Source organism: Ruegeria sp. TM1040, assembly GCF_000014065.1.
In the GTDB taxonomy this organism is placed as follows: Bacteria; Pseudomonadota; Alphaproteobacteria; order Rhodobacterales; family Rhodobacteraceae; genus Epibacterium.
The window spans coordinates 612,505-627,355 of the sequence record NC_008044.1 but is presented as its reverse complement, the minus strand read 5'-3'; the positions used below and the strand labels follow the sequence as shown (position 1 = coordinate 627,355).

Annotated in this window: 13 protein-coding genes; 7 read left to right on the top strand and 6 right to left on the bottom strand. The window is 59.5% G+C overall.

What is annotated here, in order from left to right:
* Nucleotides 1–50: 50 nt before the first annotated feature.
* Both TM1040_RS07240 and TM1040_RS07235 read left to right on the top strand, forming a co-directional pair.
* The gene (locus TM1040_RS07240; RefSeq protein WP_011537933.1) at nucleotides 51–1,040 is read left to right on the top strand and encodes a hypothetical protein; all 990 of its coding nucleotides are present in this window, start codon (nucleotides 51–53) and stop codon (nucleotides 1,038–1,040) included.
* Nucleotides 1,041–1,190: 150 nt separating this feature from the next.
* Nucleotides 1,191–2,483, top strand: coding sequence for an O-acetylhomoserine aminocarboxypropyltransferase/cysteine synthase family protein (locus TM1040_RS07235; protein WP_011537932.1), 1,293 nt, complete (start codon nucleotides 1,191–1,193; stop codon nucleotides 2,481–2,483).
* A gap of 93 nt (nucleotides 2,484–2,576) precedes the next feature.
* Here TM1040_RS07235 and TM1040_RS07230 read toward each other — a convergent pair whose 3' ends face one another.
* Nucleotides 2,577–3,293 carry an SIMPL domain-containing protein gene (locus tag TM1040_RS07230; protein ID WP_011537931.1) on the bottom strand — a complete coding sequence of 239 codons (717 nt, stop codon included), beginning with the start codon at nucleotides 3,291–3,293 and terminating at the stop codon, nucleotides 2,577–2,579.
* Between the two features lie 254 nt (nucleotides 3,294–3,547).
* Between TM1040_RS07230 and TM1040_RS07225 the strand changes: the two genes are divergently transcribed.
* On the top strand, nucleotides 3,548–6,181 hold the full coding sequence (locus tag TM1040_RS07225) for a hypothetical protein (RefSeq protein WP_011537930.1): 2,634 nt from the start codon (nucleotides 3,548–3,550) through the stop codon (nucleotides 6,179–6,181).
* 124 nt (nucleotides 6,182–6,305) lie between these two features.
* Here TM1040_RS07225 and hppD read toward each other — a convergent pair whose 3' ends face one another.
* The gene (gene hppD / locus TM1040_RS07220) at nucleotides 6,306–7,406 is read right to left on the bottom strand and encodes a 4-hydroxyphenylpyruvate dioxygenase (protein ID WP_011537929.1); all 1,101 of its coding nucleotides are present in this window, start codon (nucleotides 7,404–7,406) and stop codon (nucleotides 6,306–6,308) included.
* A gap of 138 nt (nucleotides 7,407–7,544) precedes the next feature.
* Between hppD and TM1040_RS07215 the strand changes: the two genes are divergently transcribed.
* The 3 genes from TM1040_RS07215 (at nucleotide 7,545) to TM1040_RS07205 (ending at nucleotide 11,322) form a co-directional block, all read left to right on the top strand.
* A complete protein-coding gene (locus TM1040_RS07215; protein ID WP_011537928.1) occupies nucleotides 7,545–8,000 on the top strand; it encodes an Lrp/AsnC family transcriptional regulator in 456 nt (151 codons plus the stop codon).
* A 63-nt stretch (nucleotides 8,001–8,063) separates the two neighbouring features.
* Nucleotides 8,064–9,287 (top strand): PAS domain-containing protein, encoded by a 1,224-nt coding sequence (locus tag TM1040_RS07210; protein WP_011537927.1) that lies wholly within the window; start codon nucleotides 8,064–8,066, stop codon nucleotides 9,285–9,287.
* 157 nt (nucleotides 9,288–9,444) lie between these two features.
* Complete coding sequence (locus TM1040_RS07205) at nucleotides 9,445–11,322, top strand: monovalent cation:proton antiporter-2 (CPA2) family protein (protein WP_011537926.1); 1,878 nt, start codon at nucleotides 9,445–9,447, stop codon at nucleotides 11,320–11,322.
* Nucleotides 11,323–11,348: 26 nt separating this feature from the next.
* On the opposite strand, the gene cobT is transcribed toward TM1040_RS07205, so the two are convergent.
* The gene (cobT, locus tag TM1040_RS07200) at nucleotides 11,349–12,359 is read right to left on the bottom strand and encodes a nicotinate-nucleotide--dimethylbenzimidazole phosphoribosyltransferase (RefSeq protein ID WP_011537925.1); all 1,011 of its coding nucleotides are present in this window, start codon (nucleotides 12,357–12,359) and stop codon (nucleotides 11,349–11,351) included.
* Between the two features lie 101 nt (nucleotides 12,360–12,460).
* On the opposite strand from cobT, the gene cobS reads away from it, so the two are divergent.
* Nucleotides 12,461–13,213: an adenosylcobinamide-GDP ribazoletransferase gene (gene cobS / locus TM1040_RS07195; protein ID WP_011537924.1), complete on the top strand. Its 753-nt coding sequence runs from the start codon at nucleotides 12,461–12,463 to the stop codon at nucleotides 13,211–13,213.
* Nucleotides 13,214–13,279: 66 nt separating this feature from the next.
* Here cobS and TM1040_RS07190 read toward each other — a convergent pair whose 3' ends face one another.
* The 3 genes from TM1040_RS07190 to TM1040_RS07180 form a co-directional block, all read right to left on the bottom strand.
* Complete coding sequence (locus TM1040_RS07190; protein WP_011537923.1) at nucleotides 13,280–13,789, bottom strand: CarD family transcriptional regulator; 510 nt, start codon at nucleotides 13,787–13,789, stop codon at nucleotides 13,280–13,282.
* A 277-nt stretch (nucleotides 13,790–14,066) separates the two neighbouring features.
* Entirely contained in the window at nucleotides 14,067–14,405 is a 339-nt protein-coding gene (fdxA, locus tag TM1040_RS07185; RefSeq protein WP_011537922.1) for a ferredoxin FdxA, read from the bottom strand.
* Between the two features lie 67 nt (nucleotides 14,406–14,472).
* Nucleotides 14,473–14,847 (bottom strand): RNA-binding S4 domain-containing protein, encoded by a 375-nt coding sequence (locus TM1040_RS07180; protein ID WP_011537921.1) that lies wholly within the window; start codon nucleotides 14,845–14,847, stop codon nucleotides 14,473–14,475.
* Between the last annotated feature and the right edge of the window lie 4 nt (nucleotides 14,848–14,851).

Here is a 14,851-nt window from a genome sequence, read left to right as displayed (position 1 = left end):
TGCGGCGATAGGAAGAACGGGCAAATTCCCTAGGTTGCAAAGCGAGCGTCATGCCCCGGCAGGTCTTTAACATCCTCATTGTCGGCCAGTCCGGTCGCCTGATGTTCGAAGCACTGTTGTTTGCGGCATCCCTGCGCCAGAAGAGCCCAGCCTTCGAAGGTCGCCTGATCGTCGCGACGCCTGAGCCGGGCTCTCTTTGGACCTCGAACCCCACGATCCGCAACGGTGGCGTCCTCGAGGCACTGGCGCGTCTTGAGGCAGAGGTAATCCCATTTGAGAGCCGCCACTTCGGTCAGGCTTATCCATATGGCAACAAAATCGAAGCACTCTCGGTGCTGCCCGAAGGCGAGCCTTTTGTCTTTTTTGACACGGACACGCTGCTCACAGGCGAGATCGATGCCGTCCCGTTTGACTTTGACCGCCCCTCTGCAAGCCTACGCCGCGAGGGCACCTGGCCCAAGCCCACGCTCTACGGTCCCGGCTATACCGAAATCTGGCGCAGCCTCTACGCGCGTTTTGGGTTGGACTTCGAAAGCAGCCTCGATCTATCCCAACCCGATGAACATTGGAGACGCTATCTCTACTTTAATGCGGGCTATTTCTATGGCGCCTGTCCGCACCGCTTTGGGACGCGGTTTCTGGAATACGCGTTATCGATCCGCGATGATCTCCCGCCGGCCCTCATCGGCCAGTCGCTCGACCCCTGGCTCGATCAGATAGCCCTGCCGCTGGTGATCCACTCCTTTGGTGGCGCGCGCGACAGCCTGCCACAAGGCCATCTGGATGGCAGCAAAAGCTGCCACTATCGCAGCTTCCCGCTCCTTTATGCCCGCGAACGTGATAAGGTGATCGCCACGCTTGAGGAGGTCTGCGCTCCAAACTGGCTCAAGAAAGTCCTTAAAGGTTATGAGCCGATCAAACGGATGGTCTATCAGGGCAGAGGTCAGCGTGTCCGCGCCCTCTTTGACCAGCACAACCTCCCGCGCAAAGAGCAGGCCATCCGCAACCGGATCAAATCCGCAGGTCTCTGGATGCGCTGAACGCGCACTTGCACCCCGTGTCAGAACATATGTCCTCTGTCGCTGGCCAAATTCGGAGAATCCTTCTACCGGCTTTTGCTTGCACTGACGCCGCGCCCGGTGTGTGGTGTGGCCATAACCAGACCGATTGCGACATGGGAGAGTTTCAATATGTCCGACAGCCCGACCTATGGCTTTGATACGCTACAAATTCACGCTGGCGCCCGCCCTGATCCGGCAACCGGCGCGCGGCAGACGCCGATCTATCAATCCACTGCCTATGTGTTTCGTGACGCCGACCACGCGGCGGCGCTCTTTAACCTGCAGGAAGTAGGCTACATCTATTCACGCCTCACCAACCCGACCGTTGCGGTCCTGCAAGAGCGTCTCGCCACGCTCGAGGGTGGTGTCGGCGCGGTCTGCTGCTCGTCGGGGCACGCCGCACAGATCATGGCCCTGTTCCCCCTGATGGGACCCGGCAAGAACGTGGTTGCCTCCACCCGCCTTTACGGGGGCACGGTGACGCAGTTCAGCCAGACCATCAAACGCTTCGGCTGGTCCGCAAAATTTGTTGATTTTGACGATCTCGATGCGCTGCGCGAGGCGATCGACGATGACACGCGGGCCGTCTTCTGCGAGTCCGTTGCCAACCCCGGTGGCTATGTCACCGACATCCGCGCGGTCGCCGATGTGGCAGATGCCGCAGGCCTGCCCCTGATCGTCGACAACACCTCTGCAACGCCCTACCTGTGCCAGCCGATTTCCCAGGGCGCGACCTTGGTAGTGCATTCCACAACCAAATACCTCACCGGCAATGGTACCGTAACCGGCGGCTGCATCGTGGATTCGGGCAAGTTCGACTGGTCCGCCTCCGACAAGTTCCCCTCGCTCTCAGCTCCGGAACCCGCCTATCACGGGCTCAAGTTCCACGAGACCTTCGGCAATCTTGCCTTCACCTTCCACGGCATTGCCATCGGGCTGCGTGATCTGGGCATGACCATGAACCCGCAAGCCGCACATTACACCCTGATGGGCATTGAGACCCTGTCGCTTCGGATGCAGCGCCATGTGGAAAATGCTGTGAAAGTCGCGACTTGGCTCGAAAACGACCCGCGCGTGGATTACGTGACCTATGCGGGTCTCCCCTCCTCGCCATATGCCGAGCGCGCCCAGCGTTGCTATCCCAAGGGCACCGGCGGGCTGTTCACAGTCGCCATCAAAGGCGGCTATGACGCTTGTGTCAAACTGGTCGACAGCCTCGAGATCTTCTCGCATGTGGCCAATCTTGGCGACACCCGGTCACTCATCATCCATTCCGCGTCCACGACTCACCGCCAGCTTACGCCCGAACAGCAAGAAGCAGCGGGCGCTGGCCCCAATGTGGTGCGTGTGTCCATCGGCATCGAGGACGCAGACGATTTGATCCGCGATCTCGATCAAGCTCTGGCCAAGGCCTGCGGCTGAGCCGTCACCGCGGTCAAACACGACTTAGAAAACTGCAAAAGGCCGGGGCATTCCCCGGCCTTTTTCCATAAATCAACAGCCCTTCAATTCGGATCAGTTCGGGCCATCGGGCACGGAGATATCAAAGGTCACGGTCACGCTGTGACGCAGGCTCAACGCGCCCGGAGAAATCGGCATATCTGACGACCGTGCCATCTCCATCGCCATCATAGGCGCCCCCCCCGAGGCGCCCCCATCTCGAATGTCCCGCACCGGCCCCAAGGCCATCCCGGAGGCTTCGGCAAGCTGTTGCGCCTTCCGGTAGGCGTTCTCATAGGCCATTGTGCGCAAAAGGTTTTCAGCCGCTTCCCGCTCACTGTAGGTGAAGGTCAAACCGCGAAACTCATTGGCCCCCGCCGCGAGCACATCATCAAGAACCCCACCCATCGCGTCGAGATCCTGCAAGGTAACACGCAAAAGGTTTGACGCCTCAAAACCGGTGACCTCACGCATCTGATCGCCATCTCGCGTCACCTGGTTCCAAACCGGATGCAAGGACACCTGCTCTGTCTGCATATCCTGCGCTGCGATGCCACTGTCGCCGAGGCGCGCCGTCACCTCCTGCATACGCTGGGAGACCTGTTCCATGGCGGCACCGGCGTCCTTGGCCTCGACGCGTACGCCAAGGGTGATATGGGCCCGATCAGGCGTGACCTCCGATGTGGCTTCCCCTGTGACATGGATCTGGCGCAATTCTTCTGCGCCAAGGGACAGAGGGGTCAAGGCAACGGCGCTTGCCAGCATCAATGCAGCGGTTTTTGATTTCAACATCAGAAGTCCTCAATCTATGTCTGACTATACGCCTAGATGGGAGCGGCAAATCCTCGCGCGCAAGGGGTGATGTTGCGCTTTTGCTTCCACTCGGCGGGTTCCTGCTCTATGCTTTACACAGTGATAACGGCGTCCCGGCGCGGGAGGCCTCGGTGCTTTAGGGTAGGTCGTGAATGGTTTTCGCGAATGTCCCCTCACCGAGGGATCTTGGCGCCACAGGATGAGGCGCGCAGACAAAAGACCCTGATGACCTGATGAAACCAGAGTTCGCGCTCTCTCTTTCGTTTGATGGCATAACCGTGCTGACCCGTGGCGCGGGAGGATGGTATCGTTTGGGGTCGGTCTCGCCTGACGCCAAAGATCTGCCAGAGCAGCTTGCAAAGCTGCGCGCAGAGGCGCTGGCCCTCTCCGAAGCGCCGCTCCATGCAAAGCTGGTATTGCCGGACAGCCAAATCCGCTACCTGAGCCTTGAGACGGGCGAGTTGTCCCATGATGCGCGCATCAGTGCGGCACGCGCCGCACTTGAGGGCGCCACCCCCTACAAGGTGGATGAACTCGCCTTTGACATCAGCGTTGATGGTGCAATCACCCATGTGGCGGCAGTTGCGCTTGTCACTCTGGACGAGGCCGAGAGTTTTGCAACCGAGCATGGATTTGCGCCGGTGAGCTTCGTGGCCGCACCCGAAGATGCCGCCTATCTCGGCGAGCCTTTCTTTGGCACTGCACGCTCTGCGCGTCATCTCACGGTCGAGCCCGACGGCATTGCCGTCGTCGAAGTGCCGCCGCCGGCTGATCCCGCAGTTGCGAAGGGCGATACCGCAGAGGAGCCCGATCTCTATCCCGAGAGTGCGGCAGATGATGATCTCGCACCGCGCAGCGATGCCCCGATCATCTTGCCCGCTGCGCCACCAGTCCTTGATGCTTCACCAGAAGAGGCTGCGCCGTCTACCGACGATAGCACCGACACCAAACTCGCTGACACCGAGGACGAGACCGCTGCGCAGAGCGCCGAGAGCACTTCCGCGGAAGAGCCCGAGGACATCGGTCCGGCGGTTGGTTTCAGTTCCCGCCGCAGCCGTGCGAAGCTTGAAGTAACCAGCACAAAGACCACTGCGCCCAAAGCGCCTTCTGTGACTCCCAAGTCAGCAGGCACTTCAGAACCCGCTGCACCCAAAGCGCCAAGTGCCACGACCGCAAAAACCGGCGTGGCCCTTGCGACCTCGTCGGTACCTGCCGCCCCGAGCCTCGCCTTGCCGACGCCTGTTCTGGCCCACACGACCTCGGCGCCGCCAAAGCCGAGCCCGAGCGCAATCGCGCAACCGGTCTCGGGGCCTGCGCCGGAGCAGCTGCAAACACCGCAAGCGCGGCCCATGCGGGCGCGCTCTGGTCGGATCGGCCTTTTGGCCGCAGGTCTTGCTGCGGTTTCGGCCATTGGGGCCTGGGCCGTCGTTCAGGAGTTGCCAAATCTCTGGTCAGACCTCAAGCGCGCCGACCTGATTGAGACCGAGGACCCGGTCGCCACACCGGTTCTGGCCGCCCCTGATGCGGCTCTGGATGCCAACAAGGAGCTGACCACAACCGCACAAGGCGGTCTGGGTCTCAACCTGCCCTCCGCGCCAGCGCGCACAGTCGCGACAGGGGCAGAGACGGGTCCAGCGCCCGGCGAGCTGGCTGCTGACACGCTGACCGAGACCGACGCTGCTGTCCTCGAAGCGCTCGGCGCCCCCGTGGTCGATGAAGCCGCCCCGTTGGACGGGCAGGATCTGATCATTGCCTCCCTGCCCGCGCCGCAAGACATCACGTCTGGGACTTCTGAAACGGCCCTCGCCCCCATCGACGATGAGGCAGCGGTCTTTGACGACAGCGCCGAGATCGACCCGGAGGCGCTCGCGGATGGGGTCGTGCCAGAGGATCAACCAACAGATTTGCTCCAGGAGGCCCCGTCGGAGCTTGAACAGGCTGCACAGTATGCCGCCACCGGGATCTGGCAACAGGTTCCCGACATTGCAGACGTGCCCGCGCTGATCAGCCTCGACAACGTCTATGTGGCCTCCATCGATAATACCGAATTGTCCCAGGATGCAATTGCCCTGCCTGCGCCCGACGCATTCGAGACAGACACGCCCTTTGGTGCGGTCTCAAGCCCCACAGAAGCCGGACGCCAGTTCGACTTTGATGACCGGGGATTGGTCGTGGCGAGCCCGGATGGCACCCTCAATCCCGACGGGATCATGATCTATGCCGGTCGCCCGGTCAAAGTGCCGCCACCCACGCCAGATAGGCCCACGGAACGCGTGTTGGCCGCTGCAGAAGAAGCAGAGCGCCTCGCGTTGTTGCAACAAGTCCGCCCCCGTACGCGCCCCAACGACCTGGTAGAACAGGCTGAGCGCGCGCAATTGGGTGGCGTGGTGCGCTCTGAACTTCTGTCAAAGCGCCCAAAGCTGCGGCCTGACAGCCTCAAGACAGAAGCACAGGAAAGCCAGCCTGCTACGGCTTTGGCCGTGGCGAGCGCCCCGCAGCCACGGGCACGCCCGACCAATTTTGCAAATATCGTGGACCGCGCCCAGCGTCGCCAGCAACAGGCGCCCGATCAAAGCTCCAGCGCAACCGTTGCGTCTGCAGCGGTGACACCGGCCATCCCGTCTTCGGCGTCGGTTGCCCGCCAGGCGACCACCCAGCGGGCGCTCAACCTGCGGCGTCTCAATCTCATTGGCGTCTATGGCAAGCCTTCCGACCGGCGCGCCTTGGTGCGCCTGCCGTCTGGCCGCTATGTGAAAGTCAAAGTGGGCGACCGCATCGACGGCGGTCGAATCGTCGCGATCGGTGACAGCCAGTTGCAGTATCAAAAAGGCAGTCGGAACACGGTACTCAACCTGCCAAACGGCTGATATTCCGGCGCACCACTTGAGGGCGCAACGTTCCTGAAGTGAACGCAAAAGCCGGGCAAATTGCCCGGCTTTCTCTTTTGTATTCAAGGGGCGGCGCCGCCATGCGACACCGCCTCAGATCTCATCACTCGGCAGCGGAGATTTCACCGTTGTTGATTTGCTCCTGTTCGATCGATTCAAAGAGCGCCTTGAAGTTGCCCTCGCCAAAGCCGTCATCGCCTTTGCGCTGGATGAACTCAAAGAAGATCGGCCCGATCACCGTTTTTGAGAAGATCTGCAGCAGGATGCGTGTCTCGCCCCCGTCCACCACGCCTTCGCCGTCGATGAGGATGCCGTGCTTTTTCATACGATCCAGCGGCTCTTCGTGGCCTTGGACACGGTCGTGGCTCATGTCGTAATAGGTTGCAGGCGGGGCCGGCATGAACTGGATGCCACGTTCGGAGATCTCGTCAGTGGCATCATAGATGTCACGCGCGCCCACAGCGATGTGCTGGATGCCTTCGCCATTGTACTTCTTGAGATAGGCAACGATCTGCCCGGTCTCGCCACGGTCCTCGTTGATCGGAATGCGAATGCGGCCGCAAGGCGAGGTCAAGGCACGGCTGAAGAGGCCGGTATACTTGCCCTGAATGTCAAAGAACCGGATTTCCTTGAAGTTGAACAGGTCGCCATAAAAGTGGAACCACTTGTCCATGTTGCCTTTGAAGACATTGTGCGTGAGGTGATCGAGGTAATAAAAACCGACGCCGCGCGGTTTGGACTGCTTCAGCCACTCGAATTCCTCGTTATAGGGCGAGGTGTCGTAATACTGGTCGATGAAGTAGATGAGCGAGCCGCCAATCCCTTTGATTGCAGGCACATCCATTGTTTTGTCATCGCCTTCATAGGGCTCCGCCCCCTTGGCCACCGCGTGCTCAAACGCCTTTTGCGCATCGACCACACGCCAGCCCATCGAGGGGGCACAGGGGCCGTGAAGTTCAACGAACTTTTCCGCAAAAGAGCCTTTCTCGGCATTGAGGATGTAGGTGATGTCCCCCTGCTGCCAAAGCTCGATACCCGGCTTGGTCTTGTGACGTCCGACCAACTCGTACCCCATCTTGGCAAAGAGCTCGCGCAGTTCTTCGGGGTTCGGGCTGGCAAACTCTACAAATTCAAATCCATCGGTTCCGGCCGGGTTCTCAGCGCTGATCACCGATTTGGGGGCATCATGAGGGAAAGGTCCCATGCGTATCTCCTGCGTTGCTTGCTGCGTTTGACCGAGTGTACCGCACATAATGTGCTTATTCTGCGCAACATCACCGTCCATTCTTTCCAATCATACATATTTGACGCATAGTTTCCCCAAATGACGGGGGATTCACGCATGCTTGACGCAACAGACATCAAACTGCTCGCACAACTTCAGAAGAACGCTCAGGCCACCGCACAGGAGCTCGGAGATGTGCTCAATCTCTCTGCCAGCCAGGCCGGACGCAGGCGCCAACGCCTGGAAGAAGATGGCTTCATCCAAAACTACGTCGCGCGCCTTGATCCTTCAAAGCTCGGGCTTGCTGTGCAGTGTTTTGTTCAGGTGCATCTGCACAGTCACGGCCCCGATAATGCTGCAAGCTTTGCGCGATTGGTTTCAAATCGTCCGGAAATCACTTCCGCCTGGACGATGACCGGAGAGGCCGACTACCTGCTGCGCGTTTACTGTCATGATCTACAAGAATTAAATACGCTGCTTCACGAGATTATTCTTCCGCATCCGGCAGTTGGACGGGTCCACAGTCAGATCGTAATGGCACAGTTAAAAGGTGATAGTCCCCTACCCGTTTAAGGATGTGTGAACCACTGGACAGGTAGGTTGGCTTGAAACAAATCATCAGATGGAATCGCTTTCGTGTCCTTTGTCGATCGCCGCATTGAAACCCGCCCGAGCAGCGGCGCAGCCCCTTTCGAACTAAACGAGGTCTTTTTCTCGCGTACCGATGAGCGTGGAGTCATTCTGTCCTGCAACTACGTCTTCCAACGGGTTGCACATTACGAATGGGAAGAGATTATCGGAGCGCCCCACAAACTGGTGCGCCATGCCGACACGCCCAAAGGGTTATTCTACCTCTTCTGGGAAATGCTGAAATCCGGAAAAACCGTTGGTGCATATGTAAAGAACAAGTCCAAGGATGGGCTGCACTACTGGGTTTTTGCAACTGTTGTTCCCTGTGGCGACGGCTATCTGTCCGCACGTATAAAGCCAAGCAGCAAGCTTTTTGCCGAGATCCAGACGCTCTACGCCAAGATTGTCAAAGCCGAACAAGAGGGTGATCTATCCGCCGAGGAAAGCGCTCAGATCATGCTCGACTGGGTTCACGAAAAGGGCTTTGACGACTATCAGCATTTTGCATCGCATGCCCTCGCCGAGGAACTCATTTCGCGCGATTTGGGCCTGGGTCGCAAGGTGGATCCGCAGATTTCGGAACTGCGTGAAATGCTGCGCAATGCGGAAAAGCTTCTCGATGAAACCCATGGTCTTGTGAAAGACTTCGAAGCCATGCACACGATTCCGCATAACCTGCGTGTCATCGCCTCCCGGATTGAGCCTTCGGGCGGTCCGGTGACGGTGCTGTCCCAGAACTATGGCGCTATGTCGCGCGAAATGTCGGATTGGTTTGAGCGCAACGTGATGGGCGAAAACACCAACTTTGCCACCGTAAAGCACTCCGTGAACTCCAGCCTCTTTATTGCGGGCATGACCCGAATCCTGATGGAATGCGACACCCAGCTGCAAAAGGAACGGCGTGATCTGGGCGATGTCGACATGGAAGAAGAGCGCCGCCGCCTTGCGGATCTGGTCAAACAACAGGCCGGACACGCCCAGAAAGGCATGGCGGAGGTAGACATCGAAGCCGTGCGGATCATCAATGCGTGCCAGGTCATGCATCGTCACTTTCTGGGCCTGAGCTCCACACGCGTCCTCTGTAAAATCGAGAGTGCGCGCCTGCCCTCCTCTGGCGAAACCCTTTCTGACATTATCGATCAGCTTGGTGCCTTTCAGGAACGCATTTCGGAACGGTTGGAACATATCGCAAAACTCGGAGAGGAAATTCGCTCGCTCGAGGGCGAGTAACTCATGCCCAAAATCGGTCAGCGCTCCCCGCAGGCCCACAGATACCGCAAATGCGGCGGCTCTCTCGAGCTGCCGCTTTTTTTAACCTGATCGTGACAGAGGGGCCCGAGTCAGCCTATCTCTTTGCCATCTCGTAAAAAGTTGGCAATATTCTCTTATGGATAGTTTTCTCTCTCAGGCCTCAATCTACCTCGCCGCCGCCGTGATCGCCGTACCCATCGCCGCCCGGTTGGGTTTGGGGTCGGTGCTCGGATACCTCGCCGCGGGCATCATCATCGGTCCGATCTTGGGTCTTGTCGGGGCGGAAGCCGAGGAACTCCAGCATTTTGCCGAGTTTGGCGTCGTGATGATGCTGTTTCTGATCGGCCTCGAGCTCGACCCGCGCGCGCTCTGGGCGATGCGACACCACTTGATCGGACTCGGTGGGTTACAAATCACCGCTTCAACCGCACTCCTTGCGGGGGCTGCGATCTTTTTTGGCCACAGCTGGCAAGTGGGCCTTGCCGTCGGGCTGGCGCTCTCGCTGTCATCAACAGCCATCGTGCTGCAAACGCTTTCGGAAAAAGGGCTGACGCGCACTGGAGGGGGCAGAGCGACCTTCTCTGTCTTGCTCACCCAGGACATTGCAGTCATTCCGATCCTGGCTCTGCTGCCGCTGTTGGCGACACAACATGCACTATCCCTGTCCGAGGATGGCTCCATCGTGCGCGCAGAAGAAGCGCATGGCGCGGGACACCACTCGCTCTCGCTCGTAGAAGGGCTGCCTGGCTGGGCCGTCACCCTGACGACAATCGGCGCCATCGCCTTCGTGATTCTGGCGGGCGTCTATCTGACCCGTCCGGTGTTTCGCTTCATTCACGCCTCCAACCTGCGCGAGATGTATACGGCACTGGCCCTTCTGATCGTTGTTGGAATTTCCTTCCTGATGACCTTGGTCGGGTTGTCCCCGGCGTTGGGCGCCTTTCTCGCCGGTGTTGTGCTCGCGAACAGCGAGTTCCGCCACGAGCTGGAGAGCGACCTCGAACCCTTCAAAGGGCTCCTGTTGGGGCTATTCTTCATCACCGTCGGAGCAGGTATCAACTATCGCTTGTTCCTAGCCGAGCCCGGGGATGTGATCGGTCTCGCCTTGCTCGTGATTTTCGCAAAGGGCGCGGTTTTGTATTTCGTCGGCAGGGCCTTCGGACTGAGAGGGCGCAATCATTGGCTCTTCACCCTCGGGCTGGCGCAGGCCGGTGAATTTGGCTTTGTGCTGCTGGCGTTCTCGCTTCAGCTGAATGTGGTTACGGCCGATCTGTCGGAGAAACTGCTGCTGGTCATCGCGCTGACGATGTTGATCACGCCGCTTTTGTTCATCCTCTACGAAATCCTATCCAAGCGGATGAAGGACGCCCAAGTCGAACATACGCCCGACGAGATTGACGAAGAAGGCACAGTGATCATCGCCGGGATCGGGCGTTTTGGTCAGATCGTGCATCGCCTTGTGAATGCGAGTGGCTTCAAGACCGTTCTTTTGGACAGCGACATGAAGGCGGTACAGCTGATGCGCCGCTTTGGGGTCAAGAGTTTCCTCGGGGATCCAACCCGTCCAGAGCTGCTGAAAGCGGCTGGCATCAGCAAGGCAAAAGTGCTGGTTGTCGCGCTCGACGATCAGGAAAGCGCCACAAAACTCGTGACTTACGCCCGGCGGAACTATCCAGACATCCATATTGTCGCCCGCGCCTATGATCGCAACCATGTGTTTGAGCTTTATAAAGCGGGGGCCAATGATATCGTGCGCGAAATGTTCGACAGCTCGCTGCGGGCCGGTCGCTATGTGCTCGAGAATATCGGACTAAGCGAGTATGAGGCGGCACAGGCCGAACAGACCTTTTACGCGCATGATCGCCACACCATCCGAGAGCTCGCAGGGCATTGGATTCCGGGCACTCCCGCAAGCGAGAACCCGGCCTATATCAAACGCGCGAGAGAGCTGGAAAAAGACCTGGAAACGGCGCTGCTGTCGCTAGCTGAAGACCACATCAAACACCGCGCCTGAGCGCGAGGCTGATCCCCTGTGCGGGGTCAGCCGTCCGATACTCCGGCTTCGGCAAAGGTGGCCATGCCACTATGACAGGCCAGCGCACCTTTGAGCACTTGGATTGCAAGTGCCGCCCCAGAGCCCTCTCCAAGGCGCAGCCCCAGCGACAGCAGCGGTGCCTTGCCCAGTCTCGCCAGCAATGCCTGATGACCGCCCTCGGCGCTTTGATGGCCTGCGACAGCGTGATCCAACGCCTGATCGTGCAGGCGCGCCAGAGAGGCCGCAGCGGCACAGCAGATGAACCCATCCAGAATAACCGGAATGCGCAGCACTCGCGCCGCAGCGATCGCCCCGGCCATTGCTGCGATCTCACGCCCGCCAAGGCAACGCAGAACCTCCAACCCGTCGCGGCTGCCGTGCAGCGCGACCGCCTCGGCGATAACAGCCGTCTTCAGGGCAAGGCCCTCGTCGTCAACGCCGGTGCCCCTGCCCGTCCAATCACCCGGCTCACCGCCATAAAGCGCATGGCAGATCGCAGCCGCAGAGGTCGTGTTCCCGATCCCCATTTCGCCCACCACGAGCACATCGCTCGCCGGATCGACCGCATTCCAGCCAGTGCGCAGCGCGGCCAGCAGGTCTTCCTCGCTCATCGCGGGGCCCTGCGTGAAATCAGCCGTCGGGCGATCCAGCTCCAGCGCATGGACATCCATGCGCGCATCAGCGAGCTGGGCCAACTGGTTGATCGCCGCGCCGCCTGCCTTGAAATTGGCAACCATCTGCACCGTGACCTCGGCCGGAAAGGCCGAGACCCCACGCGCGGTGACGCCATGGTTTCCGGCAAAGACAATGACTTGCGGCGCGCGCACTTCGGGACGCGCCGTTCCACGCCAACTGCCGTACCAGATCGCGATCTCTTCAAGCTGCCCCAGCGCCCCAGGCGGTTTGGTCAATTGCCCGTTCCGGTCCTCGCAGGCCGCGCGCGCGTCAGCATCGGCGCCGGGCGCTTGCGCCAGAGCATTACGGAAATCAGAAAGCGTCGTCAGGTCTGGCAGCATAAAAAGCCTCGTTGCGTCCTACTGCACCGCAAAGGTAAAGCGATGTCAGGACTGTTTACCGCTCTCGCCCCCTGCCGAGAAGCCCCACCAGAGGCATCGACATGCGAAAAAACGACTTCAAGCCCATTGATTTGCTGCTCGCGCTGGTCTTGCTGACCCGCCTGCCGCTGCCGCATCTCTCCAAAGAGGTTTTTGCACGCCAAGCGGCTGCAGTCTGGGCCTTCCCCCTGGTTGGGGCCGTCGTGGGGGTGGTGTCAATTTTTGCAGGCGCCGTGGCGTTGATCTGGTGTCCGCCCTTCGTGGCCGCCGGAATTGCGCTTGCGACACAGGTTCTTGTGAGCGGCGCCATGCATGAAGACGGTCTCGCAGATATGGCGGATGGGTTCTGGGGCGGCTTTGACCCCAAGCGGCGTCTGGAGATCATGAAGGACAGCCATATTGGCACCTATGGTGTGTTGGCACTGCTCTTTGGATTGGGACTGCGCTGGAGCATTCTGGCCGCACTCTTTGAGGCGGGGGACATCTGGTGCCTGATGGCGCTTGCATCACTGAGCCGCGCAGCGATGCCCGTGATGATGGCCAGCATGCCCAACGCGCGCGGGCGAGGCCTGTCGCAGTCAGTTGGCCGTCCAGCCTGGCCAGCGACCCTTGTGGGGCTCCTGATCGCGCTGGTTGTGGGGTTCCTCAGTACCGGCGGCAGCGTGATCTGGGCGGCACTGGTTCTGGGGCCCTTGCTGCTCGGCTTGCGTCAGCTTGCAATGACAAAAATCGGCGGGCAGACCGGAGACGTTCTGGGCGCCACGCAGCAACTCAGCGAAATCGCACTTGGTCTCACATTGCTCGCGCTTCTCTGAAAGGCCCCTCTCGCATCAAAAAAGGCCGCCCAATCGGGCGGCCTTTGATATTGGGATCCGGAAAGATCAGGCAGCGCGGGAGGTCAGGACCTCATCAACCTGCTTGGCCGCCGCGATTTCGTCGCCACCGGACACGGCCGCAACTTCGCGGGTCAGACGCTCGAGCGCGGCTTCATACAACTGACGCTCGGAATAGCTCTGCTCGCGCTGATCATCGGTACGGTGCAGGTCGCGCACCACTTCGGCAATGGAGATCAGATCGCCGGAATTGATCTTCTGTTCGTATTCCTGTGCCCGACGCGACCACATGGCGCGCTTGACCTTGGCCTTGCCTTTCAGCGTCTTCATCGCCTGATTGATCACATCAGGGGAAGACAGCGAACGCATGCCGATGTCGATGGCCTTATGCGTCGGCACGCGCAGGGTCATCTTGTCTTTTTCAAAGGTGATTACGAAAAGCTCCAGCTTGTAGCCGGCCACTTCCTGCTCCTCGATCGAAATGATCTGCCCAACGCCATGGGCTGGGTATACAATGAAATCATTGGGGCGGAATTCGAGCTTCTTCGATTTGGTCATACAGGTCTTTCCTCGCGATGACACGGCAATCATGCCGTTTAGGCCACGCCAAAGAGGGCCCATGCGGCATACGGAGTATGCGCGCCGGCTGTCGGTTTGGCGCAGAAAACCCACCAAGAGACCCGTTTTTTCAGGATCATCACGGCAGGCGGTATTCTACGTGTTGCATTACATCCTAAGAATATAGCACAAAAACGTGCCCTCCGAAAGACGGAGCGCACGTCAATCTGACGTCACAGGCCGCGTTTCACGCGAATTTCGCGCTCACAGCGGCGTCTTAACCACCTTCTCCGGGTGCTTCGGAGAAGTATTTCTCGAGCTTGCCCTCTTCGCCATCGCGCTCCTCATGACCCGGCATCGGGTCTTTCTTGGAGACGATAACCGGCCACAGCTCGGCGTACTTACGGTTGAATTCCACCCACTGGTCCATATCCGGCTCTGTGTCCGGACGAATCGCGTCGGCAGGGCATTCCGGCTCACATACGCCGCAATCGATGCATTCATCGGGATGGATCACCAAGGTGTTCTCACCCTCGTAGAAACAGTCAACCGGGCACACCTCGACGCAATCGGTGTACTTGCAGGCAATACAATTGTCCGTAACGACGTAGGTCATCTTGGCTTGGATCCCGTTTCAAGTGTCTGGGGAGTAGCTAATCTACATGGGCAGCGGCTTCAAGCCGTCAATGCCCGTCCCAGACGCGAGTAAGACCAAGCGCCCTGCGCTCTTTCTTATCCGGGCGACCTTTTCCTTCGTATTTGGGATTGGCAGGCGGTTTGTCCTGCTTCTCCGTCATATCAAAGTACAGCGTTTGAGCCTCGGTTGCTGGTCCACGCCGCTCCGAAAGGGAGGTGATGCGCACAACGCGCACCTGATGCCCCTGCGGAAAGGTCAAAACGTCCCCAATGGAGACGTTCTGAGAGGGCTTTGCAGCCTTGGAGCCATTCACGCGGACATGACCTGCGCCGACTTGCTTGGCCGCGAGAGAGCGGGTTTTGAAAAACCGCGCGTGCCACAGCCATTTGTCGACCCGCATCTTGTCCGCGTGATCGCTCATGTCA